We start from the raw sequence: 19,999 nt of genomic DNA on the forward strand, positions 1-19,999 counted from the left end.
CTTATACGGCACAAGTCGGGCACTTGCTATAGCAATACAGAGACGCTAGTAGCGCTGAATTTCGCAGATCCCAATTGCCCATTAACACCACGAGCAGGAGTAGCGCCCAAAATGCTATGCAACCTTAACCAAGAGTGACTAGAGCCGAGCCGACGTTTGCTAAGTCTGCCCCGGCCCTTTAGCTAAAAGGTAGACTAGGGGTGGAAAACTAAACCGACCATGGTTGTTATTCAGACTCCAAGCCAGCTGCTCTCAAGTCTTTGAAACCGCCGGCATTAACAACCTTTTTGAAGCCCACTTCTTCCATAAGCTTCCTAGTTTGACCGCTGCGGTTGCCGGAAGCGCAGTACAGAACGTACGTTTGCGCTGTGTCGAGCTTGGCTACTTGCTCGCGGAAGTCGGGGGCCCGGAAGTTTAGGTTTTGCGCCCCTTTCAGATGGCCAGCAGCAAATTCGTCGGGCGTGCGCACGTCAAGCAGAACCGTGCGGGGTTGCTTCAGCATGTTGGCTACCGCTGCCGGCAGCGCAAACGGTGTTGCCGTTTGAGCGAGTGCCGAAGGCGTCAGACGGAATATACCCAGGAAAGCCAGCAACAGGAAGCGGGACATGGCGCAGAACGAAACGAGAAAAGGAAAGGAAAAGCGGCGTGAAGAAAAACTGCGCCGAGGCCAGGCTTGGCCACCGGTACTCCCGGACGCATACTCCCCGAGGGATCAGGGGGGAATTGAAGCGTGGCTACGCGGTAACCAGGCTAACCCATTCGTGAAAGTATGCTGCCCGGGAGGCCGGTATTATGAGGGCCCTAAAATAGAGAACCCTGTTGACCTGTGCCACTGCTTTCCGCTGGAAAAGTGTCAGGTTCAGTTGATTTCGAGGAAAAGCCTAAATCTTGTACGTCGCCAAGCGGTGTATCCAAGCCCTCAACTTCGTTGAAATTAGCCTCCGTTTCAGTGGGAAGCATGGCCAACAGATCGGTTTCCGAAATGATGGGCACCTTTAGCTCGGTGGCTTTCTCGCGCTTGGCAGGACCCATCTTGTCGCCCGCTACCAAGTAGCTAAGTTTCTTGCTGATGCTGCCCGTTATTTTGCCGCCGTGCGCTTGAATTAACGCCTGGAGCTCGTCGCGGCTGTGCTGTTCAAACACGCCCGACAAAACGAAGGTCAGGCCCTCCAGTCGGTTGCTCACGGCCTGCGGGGCTTCGCCGGTAAGCGCCAATTGCACCCCCGCTCGCCGCAATCGTTCCACCAAGTCGCGGTTGGCGGGCTCCTGAAACCAGGCTGCCACCGATTCAGCAATGACGCCGCCAACTTCGGATACGGCGGCTAACTCGGTAACCGAAGCTTGCGCCAAGGCGTCTACCGTTCGGTAGTGAGCCGCCAGCTTCTCGGCTACGGTTTCGCCTACGTAGCGAATTCCCAACCCAAACAGTACCCGCTCGAAAGGCACTTGCTTGCTTTGCTCCAGGCCGGCCACCAAGCGCTGCACCGACTTTTCGCCCATGCGTTCCAACTGCGCCAACTCCTGCGCTTTAGCAGGCAAGTCGTACAGGCTAGCGGCATCCGCAACCAAGCCCAGATCGAAGAAGCGGCCGACCGTTTCGGCGCCTAACCCATCGATGTCCAGGGCTTTGCGCGACACGTAGTGTTCGAGCTTGGCTTTGCGCTGGGGCGGGCAGCCTCGCTCGTTGGGGCAGCGGTAGTGCGCCTCGCCCGCCGGCCGGATTAGCGGCGTATCGCAGGCTGGGCACGTGGCGGGGTAGACGATGGCCTGACTTTCGGGGAGGCGGGCCGCAAGATCGACACCGGTGATTTTAGGAATGATTTCGCCGCCTTTTTCCACGAATACCATGTCGCCGAGGCGCAGGTCGAGGGCAGCTATCTGGTTGGCGTTGTGTACGGAAGCACGCTTCACTACCGTGCCGGCCAATGGTACAGGGTCGAGTAGCGCAACGGGTGTGACGGCGCCGGTGCGCCCAACGTTGTACTGCACTTCCCGCAGGCGGGTGCGGGCCGCTTCGGCAGGGTACTTGTAGGCAATGGCCCAGCGCGGACTCTTAGAGGTGTAGCCCAGCAGTTCCTGCTGCCGGAAATCATCGACTTTGATAACAATACCATCGGTGGCCACGGGCAGCGTGAAGCGCTTCTTGTCCCACTCGTGCACAAAAGCCAGCACCTCGTCCATGCTCCGGCAAAGCCGCCACGTGCTCGATACCGGCAGGCCCCAGGCGTGCAGGGCTTCCAAGGAGGCGCTGTGCGTGGGGAACATGCTCCGGCCCGGCATCAGAAACGAATAGGCAAAGAAGCGCAGCCGCCGTTCGGCCACCAAGGCGGAATCCTGAAGCTTGAGGGCACCACTAGCGGCGTTGCGGGGATTAGCCAGTAGTGCCTCGCCGTTGGCTTCGCGCTCGGCATTGAGTTCAGCAAAAACCGGCAAAGGCATAAATACTTCGCCCCGTACTTCCATTTCAGCGGGTTGCTTGGCGGCGGTGTCGGAGCGCAAGTGCAGCGGTAAGTTCTTGATGGTGCGCACGTTATTGGTTACCACATCGCCGCGGGTGCCGTCGCCACGGGTGACGCCTTGCGTGAGCTGGCCCTGCTCGTAGGTGAGGCTCATGGCTACCCCGTCGAACTTCAACTCGCAGACGTAGGCAAACTCGGCCCCTTCCAAGCCCCGGCGTACCCGCTCGTCGAACTCGCGCAAGTCCACTTCCGAGTACGTGTTGCCCAGGCTAAGCATGGGGTAGCGGTGCAAAGCCGTCGGGAATTGCTTGGTGATGGTGCCGCCCACCCGTTGGGTGGGCGAATTGGGAAGGGCCAACTGCGGATACTCTTTTTCCAAGCGTTGTAAGTCGGCCAAAAGCTGGTCGAATTCCTGGTCGGATACCTCGGAAATATCGCGCTGATAATACTGGTAGTTAAGGTGGTGCAGGCGCTCGGTGAGGGCGGTGATTTGCTGCTGAATGTCGGTTGTCATAGAAAACGGGAGCGTAAGCTTCAACTACTACCACTGATTGCTGAGTTGGAGTCAAGTGGCTTTGCAAGCTACGGCTTTCGGGATACTCAGGATATGAAAAGCCCGTCTGTTTCAAAACAAACGGGCTTTCCACTAAGAACTAAGTTGTTTAACTGCTTCCGGAACAAGCCGAAGCAAGAGTTACATTTTGTCGGTTATAAGCACGCCGTCCGCCTCGAAGTTCAACTGCTCTTCGGGTTTGGTAATGGCGGCTACTTCCTTGTCTGACTTGCCGGCATCTTTGGCGTAGTGCTGCAAATCCGACACAGGCACTTCCTCGCGGTGGGCCCAGCCGTTTATCACCACGGTTTTGCCGGCTATGTCTTTGGGCACGAAGAAGGCGTAGTCTTTGAAGCGGACCCGCATTTCCTGGCCTTCGGGCGTTTTCATGGTTAGCCAACAGCCTTTGGCCTGGCACACGGCATCGGCGGTGCCTACCAGCTTCACCTGCGCCGAATCCTGGTTGCCTAGCACTTGCTTGAGTTCGGAGAGAGGCTTAGCGCCCTCGGCCGTAACGGTTGCACCATACGTTTTTCCCTGCCTCACGGCCGTTGTTTCGGTGGCGGGCTTGCCGGCAGTGGCTGCATCGGTAGCCGGAGTTGACTGACAGGCACTTAAAGCAGTTAGAGTGGCGGCCAGTACGAAGATCTTGGTGGTCATAGGGTTATGGGCTAGACAAGGAAAGCAAAGAAAAGCTATAACCGAAAATTACGACTTTTTTAGTGCGCCCCCACGCGCCGCGCTACTCCGCGCTAATGTTGCGAGCCGCCAACTCTCGTACCTGCGCCACCTTGCCGTTCTTGCCGTAGATTTCGGTGCGCACGATGCCCACGCCAGGAGCGTAATAATCCACTTGCTTGACGCTGGTGCGCATCGCCATGTCGGGGCGGGGGGTAGTGGCACTCTCGCGCACAGCTTCTACTTTGTAGCAAGAAAACGTGCCCGCCGGCGTCGTCAACGACGATGGTCCGCTCACTACGCGCCGCTTGCGGAGCACCGTACTAACGGTGGCAATATCGACCACCGAGCTACTAACCTGCACGCTGACGCCGCCATCGGGGAGGCGGCTGCCCACCGTGGGCCGGTTAGGCCAAGCAACGGGAATTGGGGAGTACACCAGCTTCCGGTCGCGGAAGCGGTTGAGGGCGTTAGCATCCAAGTCGGCGAGGCCATCGGTGAAGCTGGTGTCGCGGCGACTGCGGAAGATCAGGTCCTGTAGCCGTACCAATTGATTCTTGTTGGAATAGAGGCCGCTTTTCAGTGAGGTAATGCTTTCCGGCACAATAGTCTTCTTGCTTTCCTTTCGCTCCGCACTAGTTAACGTTACCACCCGCTGCCGCACCTCACCCGTTGGCTTACCTCCCGCATCCTTTATTTGATAAATAAACTCGGTGTTGTCGGCCATTCCAAAGGCTTGGTTCGCCTCGGGCGCGGGTACGGCCAGCTCCGTTAGGTTGTTGACGGGAAGAGCGTGCCGGGTGGAAGTAGAAGTGTCCTGGGCCTGCGTATTCGATAAGGTAAATAGCAGAGCATGAACTAGTAACGGCGAGAAATAAGAAGGGAAACGCATAGGAGTGGAAGTAGAGAAAAAGTGGCAGATGGCTCTCATACGCAGTCGAGCTTAATTAGATTAAGGAAGCGCTATACTATAGTCTGTAAGGTAAGGGACCATGATTGGTGAAGAATGTTTTGGCTGGCCAGCCGTACGACATTTAAGGATGCGTGTAACTTGCGCCGAGACCCGTCGTTTGCCATAACCCTGCCAAGTCTTCGGCTCCCAACCCGCCGGAGGTATTCATCACTTATTCTTCTACCTCTCCCATGCCCGATTCAACGCAACAACCCACTTCCTGGGCCGATACGGCCGCTTCGCTACTCTCCAAGCTCTCGGGCGGAGTCGAACTGGCGTTGGCCTTCGACCAGATGGAACTGCAAGTGCCCAACCCTCAAAACCCGGCGGCGCCAGCGGCTACCTGGCGGCTAAACGGCTCGTTGCGCATTCGCACCCGCGGCGAAAACCCAGCCCCGGCCGCTGCCAGCCGTCCTGCTTTGCCTCCTACTAACCCAGACTCCCTTGGCTAACAGTCTCGAACTGGAGGCGCAGTTGGTGATTACTTGGGATGGTGATGCCATTCAGATTGCCGCATCGGGTACTTACCTCATCGTCAATTTTCCTAGCCAGCGCGTGCTCGACAAGCTTACGAGTGGGCCCCCTCAGGACCCGAACGCCCCCCCCAAACCTAAAAATGCTCCTAAGATTGACCCCTTGCAGCAACTCAACGACCTCGCCTTGCGCTTAGGCCTCGTGATGGATCTGCGGGTGGCGGGCAAAACGCACGTAACTTTTGGTACTGGCCGTAGCCCTCGAATCACCTTCAACGCCGTGCTAGGTAAGGTTGGATCTTTTTTTCGGGGCGGCTGAAATCCTACTGGTCGTCTGGTTGTTATCCTGCTGTCGGCAGCTTGTGGGAGGCCAGCAAGGTTACTTGCCACTCGCTGCCGATAGCAGCATATACGTGTTTTCCTCTTGATCCGCCCAGAAAAGCCCGTAATTCTGGTTGTCGGCGAGAAAGGCTTTTGCGTATCTTGCTTTATGGCTTCTGGCTTGAGGGCTTTGGTTCTGTCCGGAACTAAAGCTTTCTGAATTGGCTTGCCAAAGACTTCGCTTTCTTCCCGCCACCGCGCATGAATTCCGATAAAGAACGTAAAGACAAAGTAGGGGCCAATCGGCCGGCCTCAGCCTTTCAACGCATGGAGCGAGTTCCGCCCATGTTGATGATGCTCTATCTGGCCCTGGTTGGTGTCGGGGTGTTATTTTTGTTTCTGGTAGTAGCGTATGTGCAAACCCGCTACATGGCCAACTTACCTCGTGGGTTGCACCCCTTCCCCAAGTTCTTCTCCATCAGTACTATTGTGCTGCTGATCAGTAGCTATACGCTGGCCCAGGCACCGCGCATCTACCGCGCCGACGATATCGTGAACCTGACCCGTTGCCTCGGGGCTACTATGTTGCTGGGGTGTATTTTCGCGGGCTTGCAAGTACTGGGCTGGCGCGAACTGGCAACGCAGGGCGTCACTTTCAACGGTATACGCTCTGGTACGTATGCCTCAGGCACTTACATCTACCTGATTTCCGCTTTGCACGTGGCTCACTTACTGGGCGGAATGTTGTTTCTGTTGGCCTTGCTGCTGCGCACTCTACATGCCTCTCGCGACGCAGTTCGTACCCTTGTTTTCATCCGCAACCCCTACCGCCGCCTTCAACTGCGCCTTTTAAGTTACTTCTGGCACTTCATTGATGCGCTGTGGGTGGTGTTGTTTGTCGTATTTGTGTTCTTGTACTAGCTCTTCTATCTGAAGAGCGCAACAAAAAAGCCCGGGTAGTACCGGGCTTTTTTGTTGCGCTCTAATTCACGAAAGAGTTGATTTTATAGCTTGCAATGGACCTTAGCGCTCCAAGGTAATTGGGCCTTTGTACTTCCGGCCATCAGTATACTCAATCAAGTAGTAGTAAACGCCCGCAACCTGCTTGCCGCCGTCCCATCTAAAGTTGCGGTCCTGGGATTGGTAAACCAAGTTGCCCCAGCGGGAGAATATTTTGATGGTAGCAAAGCGCGAATCGCAGAAATCAGCCGGCAACGTAGCAATCTTGAAAGCGTCGTTCTTACCGTCGCTGTTGGGGGTGAAGATGTTGTCGGGCAAGAACTCGACAGCTTCCGGCTGCGCAAGCTTAAAGCGGACGACGCGCGTTTGGGGTCCCGGCCGGCAAGTGGTTTCCTGAAGCTGGAACGTAACTTCCAAAATCTGGCCGGGCAGGGTGATGGCGGCGCAATTAGCATCCCAGCGGAAAGTGGCCGAGGCTTGCCCATTGCCATTCGTAGGACGGAAGCTCATGCCGGCGGCCGCCAAATCGAACCCGTTGCCGGTAGCGGATAGCACCAACGGGTCCTGCTCCGTATCGGTACCGTTGAAGGTGGCTTCGAACACGCCTCCCAATAGCCGCTCAATCGTAACGGGTGGGTCGGTAGCGCTAAGAAGGGCCGGTAGCTCGGGGGAAGTAAGCACGGGCGGCGTGTTTGTGTATTCCACTTGAATGGGGACCGTCAGGACCACGGTCTGGGGCTCGTTGCAGGGCCCGGCCGAAGCCGTAAACCGGAATTCGTGCAACGGCCGGCCGGCCGCCCGGCAGTCGATGCGCCACGAGAAACGGCCCCGAATCTGGCTGCCGTTGGCCCCTTGCGTGAACGTAGCACCCACCTCGTTCGGTTGGAAGCCCACCCCGTTCAAAGTCAGGGTTACGGGGTCACTGTCGGGGTCGGAGCCCGTCACGTCGAACGTAATAAGGTCGCCTACGCGGGCTTTCAAGGGCAAGGCAGGGCCCGCCGTGCTAACCAAGACGGGCGGACCGTTTGGATCGGGCTGGGCCGTGAAAGCCACGCGCACCGTATCGCGCTTCGGGAGGCTACAGCCGTTGTCAGACACGATTACATCTAGTAGATACACTTGGCCCCTCGAATTAAAGCAGCTCGGAAAGCACAGCCGCGACACCAGCGTATCGGGCATGCCGGGGGTTCGGATGGTGCCTTGCGTGAGAGTGAAAGCTGGCAGCAAGGCGGCTGGAAAGTTTACGGCCCGTAAGCTCAGCGCCAACTGTGAGGGCGAGTCGGGGTCGGTGAAGCGCAGGTTCAGGCAGCGGTCGGAGCCGGGGCGCAGGCGCACAGTATCCACTCCTTCCCGGTAAATGCCGGGGCTGGATGCCGCCTGCACCGTCATGCTAGGGGCAGAGTTAGGGGTGCACAATAGCACCTTGAGTTGAAAATCACGCCGGGTTTCCCCAATTTTCACACCTCGCCGGTATTCCGAGCATTTAAGGCCGAACACAAATAACCCTACTTGGGAAGGCCGTACCTGTAGTCGGCCCGTAAACCGATTGATAGTCAGGGTGGGGGAGCCCGGAATCTGGCTGGTTTCGCTGCGGCCATTCGACCATGTTATTTCTCTGTAAGGCTGTGGTGCTGCCGCAACTGGCTTCGGGTTACCCGGGCTGGAGTTGCCGTTGAAAGGAGTAGCCAACTCGTAAACCAGCGAATCGCCATCGGCATCCTGCCCGCCAAAGTCATAGTAAAACAGTTCGTTGCGGCAGGCATAATCGCTCAGGGGCGGGAAAATGCGGGGCGTGGAGTCGCGGAAAGGTTGCCCGTTGCGCACAACGGCCGGAAATTCCAGGTAGAAAGTCTGGCCGGCGTCGCCCGGGTTTTGAATGTTGCTGATGCCATTGTTGCGGCAACAGCGTTCCACCGCGGCATAATAGCCAGCCGGACTTGCATAGCGGTTGGCAGCTAGCTCAACCCCAACTGTATACACCAGCCGGCGCGTAACCAACGACGACGACGTACAGGCCGGATTGGTATAGCTAACGAAAGTATTGGTCCGGAGGCGTAAGTTTAGATTTTGCATCCGAACGTTGGTGGCTTTGTCGAAGATGCTGACCGTCAGGGTGGTATCCAAAGCGCCGGCATTGCCGTTGAGGGCGTCGAAATACAGATTCAGCGTTATCGAATAGTTGGAACCAGACAAGTATTGCAGGTCCATTTCGCCGCCCACAATGTGCGTAGCCTGAGCTGAGCGCCCTACTCCTGTAAACAAAAGCAAGAGCAGCAATAGGCCGGGCAACCGGTAACTACCACGAAATACTTGAAGTATAGATTGGAGTATAGAAAGAACCATTTTTGCAGGCGCGAAAGATTGGTGAGAACAACTCTCGAAATATACAACCTGCCCGGCGGAACCCATAGGATTAAGGCCTCAGTTTGTAGTGGGGGCTGTGTATCTTGCTACCCTTACTTCCCTTGGCTTCTTTGTTGCTAAATTTTCATTGCGGCACGTATATGCAACGCATCTATTTATTGATAATCAGTTTGTTGTCGTCAATGTCCGGCCTGTACGCGCAGGCTAGGGTCAGCCAATCGGTAGCCCCCAACCTCAACACTGCGGCCCTAGGCAGTGCGGCGCTTAGCTGCGCCCGTTCGCATGTGCAGGCTGCGCTGCGTCAGCCGGCTACCACCGTGCAGCACCGGCAGAAGATGGACCGCTATGATGTAAAGTACTACAAGCTTGATCTGGCTCTGGAAAACAATTCGCGCAACGTGAGCGGCAACGTGCGTATGACAGCCCGAACACGCACGCAGCCTCTCGACTCCGTGGCCTTTGAACTTTACCCAACCTATACCATTGACTCGGTGGTGGTGAACGGCCGCCGCTCTTCGGGCTGGCGCTGGGTAGGCTCCGACGTTACGGCGGCTATTCCGCAGGGGGTGGCTGCCAACACGCTTTTCACTGCCGTTGTTTACTACCGGGGCACTGCCCCGAGCGGCCAGTCGGCGGCTATTGGCAATGCCTTAAGCACCCGGTTTGTGAACAACTACGGCGTTGATGTCACCTGGAGCCTTTCCGAGCCCTTCTCAGCCCACGAGTGGTGGCCCTGCAAGCAGGTGCTCACCGACAAAGCCGATTCGTTGGATGTGTGGGTGACGACGAGCAGCAGCAACAAGGTAGGGTCCAATGGAGTGTTGCAGCGCGTAACGTCCTTGCCCAACAGCAAGAGCCGCTACGAGTGGAAGCACCGCGTCAAACCCGTTGCATACTATCTGGTATCGGTGGCGGTGGGGCCCTATATCGAGTACACCAACTACGCCAACCCCACTGGCGGCCCCCAGATTCCGATTGTCAATTACGTGTATAATCAAGCGGCACTCACCAACTTCCGCACGGAAATTGACCGCACGCCGGGCTTCATCGAACACTACTCCAGCTTGGTCGGGCTCTATCCGTTTGCCAGTGAAAAATACGGCCACAGCATGGCCCCGCTTGGGGGCGGCATGGAGCACCAAACCATGACCACCCAAGACGGTTTCAGTTTCACGCTGACGGCTCATGAATTGTTTCACCAGTGGTTCGGCAACAACGTGACTTGCGGCTCGTGGGAAGATATCTGGCTGAATGAAGGCTTCGCTTCCTACGGCGAATATCTAGCACTCGTCCAGTTTTCTGCTACGGCGCCTTCTGCCCTCACGGCCCGGTCGTGGATGGATAACGTGCACGCCAGCGTTATGCGCAGTCCCGATGGCAGCGTAAGGGTGCCCGATACCACGAATGTAGGTCGCATCTTTAATGGGCGCCTTACCTACAACAAGGGCGCCGCGGTGGTGCACATGCTGCGTTATCTGCTTGATGATGACGTTAAATTCTTCCGTGCTTTACGCACCTACCAAACCACGTACAGCGGCCGCACAGCCCGCACAATTGATTTGCAGCGCATCGTGGAAGCGGAGGCTGGCCGGCCCTTGCAGTACTTTTTCAATCAGTGGTTTGCGGGGGAAGGGTATCCCACGTTCAACGTGCGCTGGAACCAGACGGGCCAGAACTTCTATCTCGAAACCACCGAAACCGTGAGCCTGCCCAGTGTCACGCCGTTTTTCGACACCGACGTTGACTACCTCCTTACGTTTACCGACAACACCACCCAAACGCTGCGGCTGCGTCAAAGCCAGCCAGTGTCTTCGTTTAACGTACCCATCAACAAAACGATAGCCCGTATCGAAGTCGATCCTAATCAGTGGATACTGAACGGCACTGGCACCACCACCCGCGACAACACTTTCATCTTGAGCAGCAGTTCAGGAGCCCGCGTCGCGCGTCTTACCGTTTATCCGAATCCCTGCCGCGAAACGCTTGTGCTTGCTGACTTAGCGTCCCGCGCCGTCGCCGAAGTCACGGATGCTACCGGCCGCGTATGGCTGCGGCAAACCGTGGACCCGCTCAAGGCGCAGCTGGATACGCGCCTTTTGGCCGCCGGCCTCTACCACTTGCGCCTCACTGCGCCCAATGGCAAGGTTTCGCTCGCCCGCTTCGTGCGGGAATAAGAAGTTTCGAGTTGCGTGGTCGATCAACGCACAACCACAAACAAGGGCCGGTCTTCCTTCGAAGCCGGCCCTTTGGTTTTCCAAGAAGTGATAATCTTGTAGTAGCAAGCCGCAAGATATTGCGGCTTGCTACTACAAGATTATCCTTTGTAATACTTCTTGATGAGAGCTTGCACTTCGGGCGGGGCGGGGGGCATATCGAGCACCGTAGCCATCAACTCATCGAAGGAGTCAGGAGGCGTGAAGATGGCATCGTGATACGGGTTGCTGGTAAAGCGGATAAAGCCGGGCTGGTCGTTCACGCTCACTAGGTCCACCGTTACAGTGCCGAAGCGCTGGAGGCAGCGGCCCGTGATACTACAGTCGTGGGGCAGGGGCTTAAGAAAGTGCTTCTCTATGGTTTCGGTGTAACGCTCATGGTGCAAAATGCGCTGGTCCGACGTAGACAAGTGGTATCCTAGCGTGAGTACTCGTTCGCAAATCAGGTCGAAGAAATGGCGAAAGTTGCCGGGCCCAATGCTAGGATCATAGAAAAAGACGGCGCCCTGACGGCCTTGCTCTGCTAGCAATTGGGCACGTAGGCCCTGGCCCTGAATGCCGGTTTTGCTGAAATGGTACGCCTTGAAATAAGGGCCAGCCCAATTCAAGTACACCTGCTGGTTTACCCATTGCACATGCTTCCGCTGCTCGGCTGGAGTGCGTCGCAGGGGCCGCCACTCGGCCGGGGCTGAGGCAGAAGGCGAAGAAAGAAGCCGTTTCAGGAAAGAATGCAAGGTGGGAATTCAATATGGAAGGAGAACACCAGCCGAGACAAATGGTTTCGATTAGCTCCTCAATAAAACCCCCACAGACTGCAAAAAAAGGGATAAAATACCGAAGGCAAGCTCCGTGCCGGGGCTTGCCTTCGGTTAAAAATAAATTAAAAAATTAATGATAGTTTGTGGTCTAGCAAGCCCAATTCGCTCATTTCACCCGTTGCCAGTAGTGAGATTTGCCGATCATCGAGAAGCCGATATAGCCTTTCACTTCCAGCCGATCTTTGCCAGTGGCACTTATATAGCAAGAATAGGTGCGGCCGTTTTCGGGATCATAAATTTCACCGCCTTCCCACCGGTCGTTGTCAGGGTTGTGGCGTAGGTGTTGGAGCACCGTCAGGTTTCTTAGGGGCTGGGTGCGACGCTCTTCTTTGGGATTGTTTTGGTCGAGGCGCGGCTTCCCGTTGGGGTCGGTGGGCTGCCGGAGCCATACCAGTCGGCCGCACAGTTCTTCACCGCACCGGTACAGCTCGATATGCGAGTCACCGGTGTCGTCGGCCCATACGCCCAAGGGTGGGGCGGCGGACGCTTGCGCCCGGGCAGAACCCAGACCAGCTAAGAAAAATAAATAGCTAAGCAGAAGGTATTTCAAAGCGAGAGAGCAGGTTAGTAGGTACTACGTGTAGCGTAGCCGGGCGCCGGGCCAAGATATCCAAGAAAGCGGTGTTCTATCGTACGACCAGAAACGCATAGTTAGCTAGTAAGTAAGGAGGAAGCGGATAAAGCAGAAACTGGGAGATGGGTAAGATAGCAAAAAAGCGACGCCCCCGCCGGAGCAGGAGCGTCGCTTGGTATACGCCAGGCAGCTAATTAAAGGTTATTTCACCCGGCTCCAATTCTGTGATTTGCCGATCATCGAGAAGCCAATATAGCCTTTCACCTCCATGGAATTGGCGCTGTTCATCTTCATGTAGCAGGAGTAGGTTTTGCCGCTCTCCGGATCATAAATTTTGCCGTCATCCCACTTGTTGTCGTCGTCGTACTCAAAGCCTTGCATAAACACCAAACCTAACCGGGGGCGGTTGCGCAGTTTCGGATCAGGATTCATGGAGTCGGTTTTGGGCTTGCCTGTTGCAGGGTCGTTGGGCACAGTCAGGGTCACAATTTTACCGCAAAGCTTGTCGCCACACTTGTAGATTTCAAAAGTGGCTTTCTTCTCGGTATTGGTCCATACACCTAGTGGCGAAAGGGTCTGAGCGGAAGCCACACCCACGCAGCTTACTAAGCAGGTCAGGCACAGGAAAAGAAACTTTTTCATGGGAATTAAGGGGTGGGATGAGTATGTGGGGAAAAAGATAGGAGAAAACTCCAACAAAAGCATTGCCTTCTGTGCAGCTACCACAAATTGTCGGGTTGCAAGTTTGAGGCCAGGTTGTGCCTATATCATTTGTACAAAATAAAGTCCCTGAACCTCAATCAACTGGCGCAGATCGGGCCCGTACAGCGTAAAAAAAGGCCTTTTAATTTTGAACCATCCCGCAGGCTTTTAACTTTACCATCCGTAGCGAGTGCTACAGCCCCGCCCAAGCAGCCCTAAGGTGCTGGGAGGCGCGGCCGGGGTTATGTCGAACGTAAAGAAAGGAGGTACAAAATGTCTATTAGTCCCAAACAAATCCTGCCAAGCCTGTCGAATGTAGTCCGCTTCACCGCCGGACGCGCTTAACAACAGCTTTCGCGCGGAAAAACGCTTTAATTTGGCTTTTTCCCGCATTCTGGCAAGGTCTTACACATAAGGATGACGGGGCTGTACCCCAGACTCGTCGCTTGGTAAGATTTGAAGGATTAGATGCCCGGACCGCCCAGCAGCCTCAACCGAGGTTTTGCATAGGCAGTCCGGGCATCGCTCTTTTATATTGGTGAAGTTGTGCGCTTGTGAGAGGTGAGTTTGAAATTCCATTGGCACTAGTTGCGTGGCCCGGACTTCAAACTCACCTCTCACAAGCGCACAACTTCACCACCTAAAGTACCCGCCGTACGTCTAGGAAGCGGCGCTCGTAGTCGGTGCCTTCGACTTGGCTGATTTTCACGCCGGACTCGCGACGGGCCGACGAGGAGTGGATGAAGCGTAGTGGCTGGCCAGCCTCCGACACTACAATGCCGGCGTGGCCGGGGGTAGTGGAGGTGGCCGCCGTACCGGTAAAGACCACGATGTCGCCGGGGCGGGCTTGATTGCGGGCTACTGGTCGGCCCACCGAAATCAGCAAGCCAGTGGAATGGGGCATTTCCACTTTGAAACGGCTGAACACGTACTGCACGAAACCCGAGCAGTCGAAGCCGGTGGCGGGGGTGTTGCCGGCGTAGCAGTAGTTGGTGCCCAGTTGGCGCATGGCAAAGCGAACCACACTATCGGGGCGGGGCGGGGTGGAGCGTCCGTTTGTCCAGGTAGTGGGCTGTACCGGTAGTTGCTCGCGGTTCGGCTGGTTTTTGGGCTGGCCGGCGGGTTGCAGCTTGGGCAACCCAAACACGCCAAGCATCAAAACAACTAGCGCACCGAATGTTATCCAGATATAGCGCATAAGGAAGGCCCTTGGAGAGGAAGTGAAAGACGCGCGGACTTCTGGCCTTGCCCAGTTGCCAACGTAGCCGAACCCCAGTCTGACGAAGAGTAGCCGATAATTGCAGCAACTAGAGGCCGCTCCCCTAACGGTGGAGGTACGGCTGAGGTTCTGGTATGGAAGCAGAACAGTAGGAAATGGTGCCATTGGTTTGGGGCTTCCAACAAATAGCGCAGCAATTACAGGCTGCTAAAGTGTTTGGTTGCTGCTTGCCAAATAAGGTGCCATTATCATTCGCGGCCGTGAATTTTCGGTGGTTTTTGCAGCCCTAGGCGGTTTTCGCCGTTCTTTGCGGCAACCTAAAAGGCGGGTGTTGCCGCTTTGTCGATTCTTCACTGTTTTAATTTTTCTTTTCGCATGATTTTTTCTCGTCTCCGACTGCTGGCTGCGGTGGGATTGGTAGTGCTGCTGAGTGAGTTCCACCCGGCGCTGGCCGCTTCTACGTTGCGTTATACTTTGGCCATGCCGGCCCCGCAGACGCACTATTTCGAAGTCGATATGAGCCTGGGCGGCTTCGGCAAGCAATACACCGACCTGAAAATGCCGGTCTGGGCGCCCGGGTCTTACCTGGTGCGCGAGTTTGCGCGCCACGTCGAGGGCTTTCAGGCCAAAGCCGGCAGCCAAGTGTTGCGCACCGAGAAAATCAACAAGAATACTTGGCGAGTGTATCATCCCAAAGCGAAAGACTTCACGGTGCACTACAGCGTGTATGCCTACGAGTTAAGCGTGCGCACCAGCTTCCTGGATGCCGCCCACGGCTACGTCAACGGTACCAGTGTATTCATGTACCCGGCCGATAGCAAGCAGCTGGCCAGTACGTTGGAGGTGCAGCCCGCTGCGGGCTGGACCCAGGTAAGTACCAGTTTGAAGCCCACCGGTGGGCAGTTTACCTTCACGTCTTCCAACTACGACGAACTGGCCGACTCGCCCATTGAAATCGGCACGCACAAGGTAATGCGCTTCGAGGCCAACGGCACCCCGCATACCGTGGCTATGTTTGGTAGCGCCAAGTACGACGAAGCCAAACTGCTGGCCGATATGAAACGGGTGTGTGAGGAAGCGCACCGGGTAGTGGGGCAGAATCCGCTGGACCGCTACTTGTTTATCGTGCACAACATCGAACGGGGCACCGGGGGCTTAGAGCATTTGTACTCCACCACGCTTTCCACCTCGCGCAATGCCTACAGCACCGAAGCCGGGTACAAGGGCTTTCTGGGCCTAGTAGCCCACGAGTATTTCCACCTCTGGAACGTGAAGCGCATTCGTCCCGTAGCCCTCGGGCCGTTCGACTACGACAACGAGAACTACACGCACATGCTCTGGGTGAGCGAAGGTGGCACCAGCTACTTCGGCGACAAAATTGTGCAGCGGGCCGGCTTCGTGAGCCCCGAAGAATACCTCGGCAGCACCAGCACCAGCATCACCCGCGTGGAAAACACGCCCGGCAACAAAGTGCAGTCGGCGGCCGAGTCGAGCTTCGATGCCTGGATTAAAGGCTACCGTCCCAACGAAAATTCCGCCAATACCGGCATCAGCTACTACGACAAGGGCGAGCTGATCGGGGCCATGCTGGATTTGATGATCATCAACGAAACCAAAGGCCAGCAGCAGCTCGACGACGTGATGCGCTACCTCTACGACCAATACTACAAGAAGCAGGAACGCGGCTTCACCGACGAGGAGTACCAGGCGGCCGTAGCCAAAGTGGCCGGCCGCCGCTTCGACGACTTCTTCCGCTGTTACGTGTACGGCACCGAAACCCTGCCCTACGAAACCGTGCTGGGCTACGCTGGCCTCAAGCTAAACACGGCGCCCCTCACCACCGATGCCGTGCTAGGCGCCACGGTTAGCACCACCGGCGGTAAATTTACGGTGACGAGCACCCTGCGCAATGGCAGCGCCTGGCAAGGTGGCCTCAACGTGAACGACGAGGTGCTGGCCGTCGATGGCAACCGTCTCACCGATGACCCCAGCAAGCTACTAGCAAGCCGTCCCGTTGGCTCGCAAGTGAAGATGCTGGTCTCGCGCGACGGCCAGCTTAAGGAGCTAACGTTCCCGCTGCTAGCCAGCACCGCCATTCGCTACCGCATCGAGCAAGCGGCTAGCCCCACAGCCGAGCAGCAAGTGGTATTGAAGAAGTGGTTGGCAATCAAGTAGTAAGTAGGTTGTTAAGGTCTTTTATATGAAAAAGCCCCACTGGAAATTTCCAGTGGGGCTTTTTTGGTATACCACCTTTATTTGCTGTAATGGTAGCGGGCTTGAAGAAAATAAATTCGCCGTTCCTGCACCCGATAAAGTAGCCGGTGCTCCTGCGTGATTCGGCGTGACCAGATACCGCTTCCTAGTGATTTCAAAGGCTCTGGTTTACCAATTCCGGTAAAAGGGTCTCGTAGTATAACCCGGATGAGGGTTAAAACTCTTAGAGCAATTGCGCGGTCTGTCTCCACCCAATAGTGAATATCTTCCAAGGCATCAGGGTCGAAAACCGCTTCCCAGGTCACAGTGCTAGCTGAGAACGGGTTATTTTTCTTTGAGGCCAAAACGCTGGTTCAGTTGCTCTACTGTTAAGGCTATGCCGGTTGTTTGCTGCTCCGAGCGGGCAATGGCTTCTAGAAGACGCTCGGCGTTTCGCGGCGAGCGAAGCAAATGTGCCGTTTCCAGCAGCCCCGCCAGTTCCGAAGCCGGCAGCAACGCCATTTCTTCTTTCCCGCGGCGAGATATAATAATGGCTTCCCGGTCGCTGGCAGCCTGTTCCATAAGGGAAGCCAGATTAGCACGGGCCTCGGAGTAGGATACGGTAGTCATATTGGTACAGGTTTGTTGTACAAGTATACAGAAAAGTGCGTTAACAAGTTCAAGTGAAAAACTGCTTTAGAATCTTACTCTGTTTCTATAAGCTTACAGAGCGGGCGCACTCACGGCAGCGCCTACGTTCACGCGGCCCCAGCCGAAACTGCTGCTGCGGGCGTTGCGATTGGAGCTGGCGGCCACGAGGCGGCTCATAATTTGGGCGCGGGTTTCGGTGGGGTAGCGGGACCACACCAAGGCCGTCATGCCGGCCATGTAGCTGGTGGCTACTGAGGAGCCGCCCACGGTGCTCGGGTCGTTGCCACTCATGGCGAGGGTCAGGGCGCGCAGGTCCTTGTTGCTGCGTTGCATCACCACCGCAAACTCCACGTCGGCGCCCACGTGGCACTCGTCGCAGCGGGTGGTGAGGTCGTCTTGCACGCCGGTAACGGCCACTGCTTCCGGTAAAGAAGCGGGGTAGATAACGCCCACCAGCCCGGACGACCAGTCGAAGGAAGTGCCCGCGGCGCAGTAGATCAGCTTGCCGCGGCTGTAGGCGTAGTGAATGGCATCGGTCATTTGCCCCGAGCTGGTGAGCCGGCCCATGCTCATGCTGATAATACGGACGTCGGGGCGGTTGGCGGCCAGGATGTAGGCGTCGGCCACGCCCTTCACTTCCCGGCTGCCGTCGAGAAACACGTCTTCGGCGGCGCGGACTACAATCAGGTTGGCATTATAAGCCACGCCCACCGAAGCGCCGTCGGTGCCGCGGGGGGCGGCGCAGGCCCCGGCCATGCTCGTGCCGTGCCCGCAGCCGTCGTCGGAGGTTTCAGCTGGGCCGGTCGGGATACCGAGAAAAGTGGTACGGGGCAGCGTTACGAGCCGCTCCACGGTGCGGCCGGTGCTCAAACCTTGGTTGAACGTAGCGCCCAGGTTTTCTTGGGTGGCCGAGCAGCCGGTATCAATAATAAGCACCTTGATGTCACGGCCCGTGCTCTGGCTCCAGGCCGTTCGGATGCTGTGGTACTGGTTGGCGTGGCTCCACGATGATTTGGCGCCGCCCGGCAATACAGTGAAATCTTCGCCGGCCACCAAGTCGGGGGTGGGAATATTGCTGTCGCAGCCGCTGCTGCTAAGCGAGGCCGCGCCTTTGTTGGCTACGTCGGTGGGGCGGTTGGGCTCGTAGCCCATGGGTTCGGCGTAGCGTACCAGCCGCGAGGCGCGCAGCGCCTTGATGGTGCCGAGTTCGCGCACGGTCACATCTACCACGGGCAGCACGTTTTCTTCATAGGCCACTAGCTGCGCCAGGGTTAGTTCCTGGTGGGCTTTGCGTTCTTCGGCCAGAATCAAAGCCAACACCTGCGCCCGGGCCTCCTGCCAGGCGGGGTTACTGGCCGCGTCGGCGGGAACGGCATTCGCGCAGCCTGCGGGCTGGTAACCTACCGACAGCACATAGTCGGAGCGGGTAAGCGCGCTCCACACAACATGGGCCGAAGCCTGGTTCCAGTTGAACTGGCCGGTTTCGCGCAGGGTACTCATGATTTGCGCGTCGAGCTGCTGGCTGCTGAGGGCTTGGGTCGGGTCGGGCGTGGGCTGCGGGGCCAGTTGCTCGTCGGCCTGGGTTTGGCAGCCCGTCAGCAACAGTACTAGTAGCGCCGCCGAAAGGGTAGAAGTTTGCATAAGATTGTGGGAGTTGGGGTTGTAAGGAAAAGACGAGTTCCAAGGGACGCAAAAGCGGCGTCAAACGCAAGGGTTTCTTGCAGGAAGTAGCCTCCTTAAGTAGAAGTATATAGAGCAGCGGATCTGTCATTGCGAGCATGTGGCGCATCAAGCCAGTGTCGAAGCAATCCTTCTTCGCTGTGCATAAAGCCTGAAAACGCGACAAACCCTTGACGTATTCAACGTCAAGGGCTTGTCAGTTTAGGAAAAGTAAATCTTCGAGTTGCTGTCATTGCTTCGCTCTGCTCGCAATGACAGCAACTCACTCTGCTGCTCGGTTGCTCTTCTACGTAACCCGTTTCAGCGCTACGTCGCGGACGGGCGTGATAACGAGGGGCACTTTCTCGACTTTCACTGAGCTGGTATCGAGGCCGAAATACTTGTCTTCAGAGGCGATGAACTGCTTGATGTAGAAATACGCCTGCATCACCAGCTTTTCGAGGGCCGGGAATTCGTTTTCCACCGAGAGGAACTTTTCGAGCACTACAAAGCGGAAGTCGCCGGTTACGTGTTGCCGGTTCAACGACTCGTAGCGGGAGGTGATGTCCACTTCCTTGTTGCGCACAAGGTCTTCCACCACTTTGCGGAAGTACAGATTGATACGCTGCTCCACCCGGAACCCAAGCCGGAACGTGATGCGGAACGCATCATCGGGCGCTAATTCCACCACTTTGTATTCCATGGTGTACGGCTCGTCGGTGGTATCAACGTGCACAAACCAGTAGATGTCCGCCCGTTTGGGGCGCTTCTGGAAGATGGAATAGATGATCTTGGATTCTATTTCGGTGGCCCGCTCGGCCGACGTCATGAACACGAGGTGGGTGGAATATTTCGGCACCGTCTCGTCGCTGGACAGCTCTTTGAGAGCTTCCATGTACGGGTCAATTTTCACGAACTCGGTGAGGCGGCGCTTGATGTAGAAGGCCCGCAGCCACACGTACATCACCCCAACCAGCGCGGCCCCAATTGCCAACGACACCCAGCCGCCGTGCGGAAACTTCACGAGGTTGGCAATCAGAAACGACCCTTCAATAATGCCATATACCACCGCAAACAACACAACGGCAGCCAGTGGTACCCGCTTGACGCGCAGCCACACGGTTAGCAGCAGCGTGGTCATAAGCATGGTTAGGGTGATGGCCAGCCCGTAAGCGGCTTCCATGTTCTCGGACCGCCGGAAGTAGAGCAC

At 56.6% G+C, this 19,999-nt stretch carries 18 protein-coding genes; 5 read left to right on the plus strand and 13 right to left on the minus strand.

Annotated elements, in window-relative coordinates; genetic code table 11:
• Positions 1 to 226: 226 nt before the first annotated feature.
• The 4 genes from ACFE7X_RS09920 to ACFE7X_RS09935 all read right to left on the minus strand — a co-directional run bounded on the left by ACFE7X_RS09920 (position 227) and on the right by ACFE7X_RS09935 (position 4,582).
• Positions 227 to 607 carry a rhodanese-like domain-containing protein gene (locus tag ACFE7X_RS09920; protein WP_375435522.1) on the minus strand — a complete coding sequence of 127 codons (381 nt, stop codon included), beginning with the start codon at positions 605 to 607 and terminating at the stop codon, positions 227 to 229.
• A gap of 194 nt (positions 608 to 801) precedes the next feature.
• Positions 802 to 2,973: an NAD-dependent DNA ligase LigA gene (gene ligA / locus ACFE7X_RS09925; RefSeq protein ID WP_375435523.1), complete on the minus strand. Its 2,172-nt coding sequence runs from the start codon at positions 2,971 to 2,973 to the stop codon at positions 802 to 804.
• 180 nt (positions 2,974 to 3,153) lie between these two features.
• A complete protein-coding gene (locus ACFE7X_RS09930) occupies positions 3,154 to 3,672 on the minus strand; it encodes a DUF4920 domain-containing protein (RefSeq protein ID WP_375435524.1) in 519 nt (172 codons plus the stop codon).
• Positions 3,673 to 3,754: 82 nt separating this feature from the next.
• Positions 3,755 to 4,582, minus strand: a complete 828-nt coding sequence (locus tag ACFE7X_RS09935) for a hypothetical protein (RefSeq protein WP_375435525.1) — start codon at positions 4,580 to 4,582, stop codon at positions 3,755 to 3,757.
• A 251-nt stretch (positions 4,583 to 4,833) separates the two neighbouring features.
• Here ACFE7X_RS09935 and ACFE7X_RS09940 point away from each other — a divergent pair, with 251 nt between their 5' ends.
• From ACFE7X_RS09940 to ACFE7X_RS09950, 3 genes are all read left to right on the plus strand, one after another.
• Positions 4,834 to 5,094, plus strand: a complete 261-nt coding sequence (locus tag ACFE7X_RS09940; RefSeq protein ID WP_375435526.1) for a hypothetical protein — start codon at positions 4,834 to 4,836, stop codon at positions 5,092 to 5,094.
• On the plus strand, positions 5,087 to 5,434 hold the full coding sequence (locus tag ACFE7X_RS09945; RefSeq protein ID WP_375435527.1) for a hypothetical protein: 348 nt from the start codon (positions 5,087 to 5,089) through the stop codon (positions 5,432 to 5,434). The genes ACFE7X_RS09940 and ACFE7X_RS09945 overlap by 8 nt, the downstream gene beginning before the upstream one ends.
• Positions 5,435 to 5,697: 263 nt before the next feature.
• The gene (locus ACFE7X_RS09950) at positions 5,698 to 6,357 is read left to right on the plus strand and encodes a heme-copper oxidase subunit III (RefSeq protein ID WP_375435528.1); all 660 of its coding nucleotides are present in this window, start codon (positions 5,698 to 5,700) and stop codon (positions 6,355 to 6,357) included.
• Between the two features lie 102 nt (positions 6,358 to 6,459).
• Here ACFE7X_RS09950 and ACFE7X_RS09955 read toward each other — a convergent pair whose 3' ends face one another.
• Positions 6,460 to 8,673, minus strand: a complete 2,214-nt coding sequence (locus tag ACFE7X_RS09955; protein ID WP_375435529.1) for a gliding motility-associated C-terminal domain-containing protein — start codon at positions 8,671 to 8,673, stop codon at positions 6,460 to 6,462.
• 269 nt (positions 8,674 to 8,942) lie between these two features.
• Between ACFE7X_RS09955 and ACFE7X_RS09960 the strand changes: the two genes are divergently transcribed.
• Positions 8,943 to 10,934: a M1 family aminopeptidase gene (locus ACFE7X_RS09960; protein WP_375435530.1), complete on the plus strand. Its 1,992-nt coding sequence runs from the start codon at positions 8,943 to 8,945 to the stop codon at positions 10,932 to 10,934.
• A gap of 140 nt (positions 10,935 to 11,074) precedes the next feature.
• Here ACFE7X_RS09960 and ACFE7X_RS09965 read toward each other — a convergent pair whose 3' ends face one another.
• From ACFE7X_RS09965 to ACFE7X_RS09980, 4 genes are all read right to left on the minus strand, one after another.
• Positions 11,075 to 11,707, minus strand: a complete 633-nt coding sequence (locus ACFE7X_RS09965) for a hypothetical protein (protein WP_375435531.1) — start codon at positions 11,705 to 11,707, stop codon at positions 11,075 to 11,077.
• Between the two features lie 190 nt (positions 11,708 to 11,897).
• Positions 11,898 to 12,341, minus strand: coding sequence for a DUF2147 domain-containing protein (locus ACFE7X_RS09970; protein WP_375435532.1), 444 nt, complete (start codon positions 12,339 to 12,341; stop codon positions 11,898 to 11,900).
• Between the two features lie 225 nt (positions 12,342 to 12,566).
• Positions 12,567 to 13,007 carry a DUF2147 domain-containing protein gene (locus ACFE7X_RS09975; protein ID WP_375435533.1) on the minus strand — a complete coding sequence of 147 codons (441 nt, stop codon included), beginning with the start codon at positions 13,005 to 13,007 and terminating at the stop codon, positions 12,567 to 12,569.
• A 700-nt stretch (positions 13,008 to 13,707) separates the two neighbouring features.
• On the minus strand, positions 13,708 to 14,265 hold the full coding sequence (locus ACFE7X_RS09980) for a C40 family peptidase (protein ID WP_375435534.1): 558 nt from the start codon (positions 14,263 to 14,265) through the stop codon (positions 13,708 to 13,710).
• A 396-nt stretch (positions 14,266 to 14,661) separates the two neighbouring features.
• Between ACFE7X_RS09980 and ACFE7X_RS09985 the strand changes: the two genes are divergently transcribed.
• A complete protein-coding gene (locus ACFE7X_RS09985; protein WP_375435535.1) occupies positions 14,662 to 16,461 on the plus strand; it encodes a M61 family metallopeptidase in 1,800 nt (599 codons plus the stop codon).
• Positions 16,462 to 16,538: 77 nt separating this feature from the next.
• On the opposite strand, the gene ACFE7X_RS09990 is transcribed toward ACFE7X_RS09985, so the two are convergent.
• The 4 genes from ACFE7X_RS09990 to ACFE7X_RS10005 form a co-directional block, all read right to left on the minus strand.
• The gene (locus ACFE7X_RS09990; RefSeq protein WP_375435541.1) at positions 16,539 to 16,805 is read right to left on the minus strand and encodes a Txe/YoeB family addiction module toxin; all 267 of its coding nucleotides are present in this window, start codon (positions 16,803 to 16,805) and stop codon (positions 16,539 to 16,541) included.
• A 19-nt stretch (positions 16,806 to 16,824) separates the two neighbouring features.
• Positions 16,825 to 17,109, minus strand: a complete 285-nt coding sequence (locus ACFE7X_RS09995) for a type II toxin-antitoxin system Phd/YefM family antitoxin (protein ID WP_375435536.1) — start codon at positions 17,107 to 17,109, stop codon at positions 16,825 to 16,827.
• 93 nt (positions 17,110 to 17,202) lie between these two features.
• The gene (locus ACFE7X_RS10000) at positions 17,203 to 18,771 is read right to left on the minus strand and encodes a S8/S53 family peptidase (protein WP_375435537.1); all 1,569 of its coding nucleotides are present in this window, start codon (positions 18,769 to 18,771) and stop codon (positions 17,203 to 17,205) included.
• Between the two features lie 325 nt (positions 18,772 to 19,096).
• A partial coding sequence (locus ACFE7X_RS10005) for a KUP/HAK/KT family potassium transporter (protein WP_375435538.1) occupies positions 19,097 to 19,999 on the minus strand: 903 nt, incomplete at its 5' end.

Origin of the sequence: uncultured Hymenobacter sp., from assembly GCF_964242765.1 — a bacterium.
Taxonomy (GTDB): domain Bacteria; phylum Bacteroidota; class Bacteroidia; order Cytophagales; family Hymenobacteraceae; genus Hymenobacter.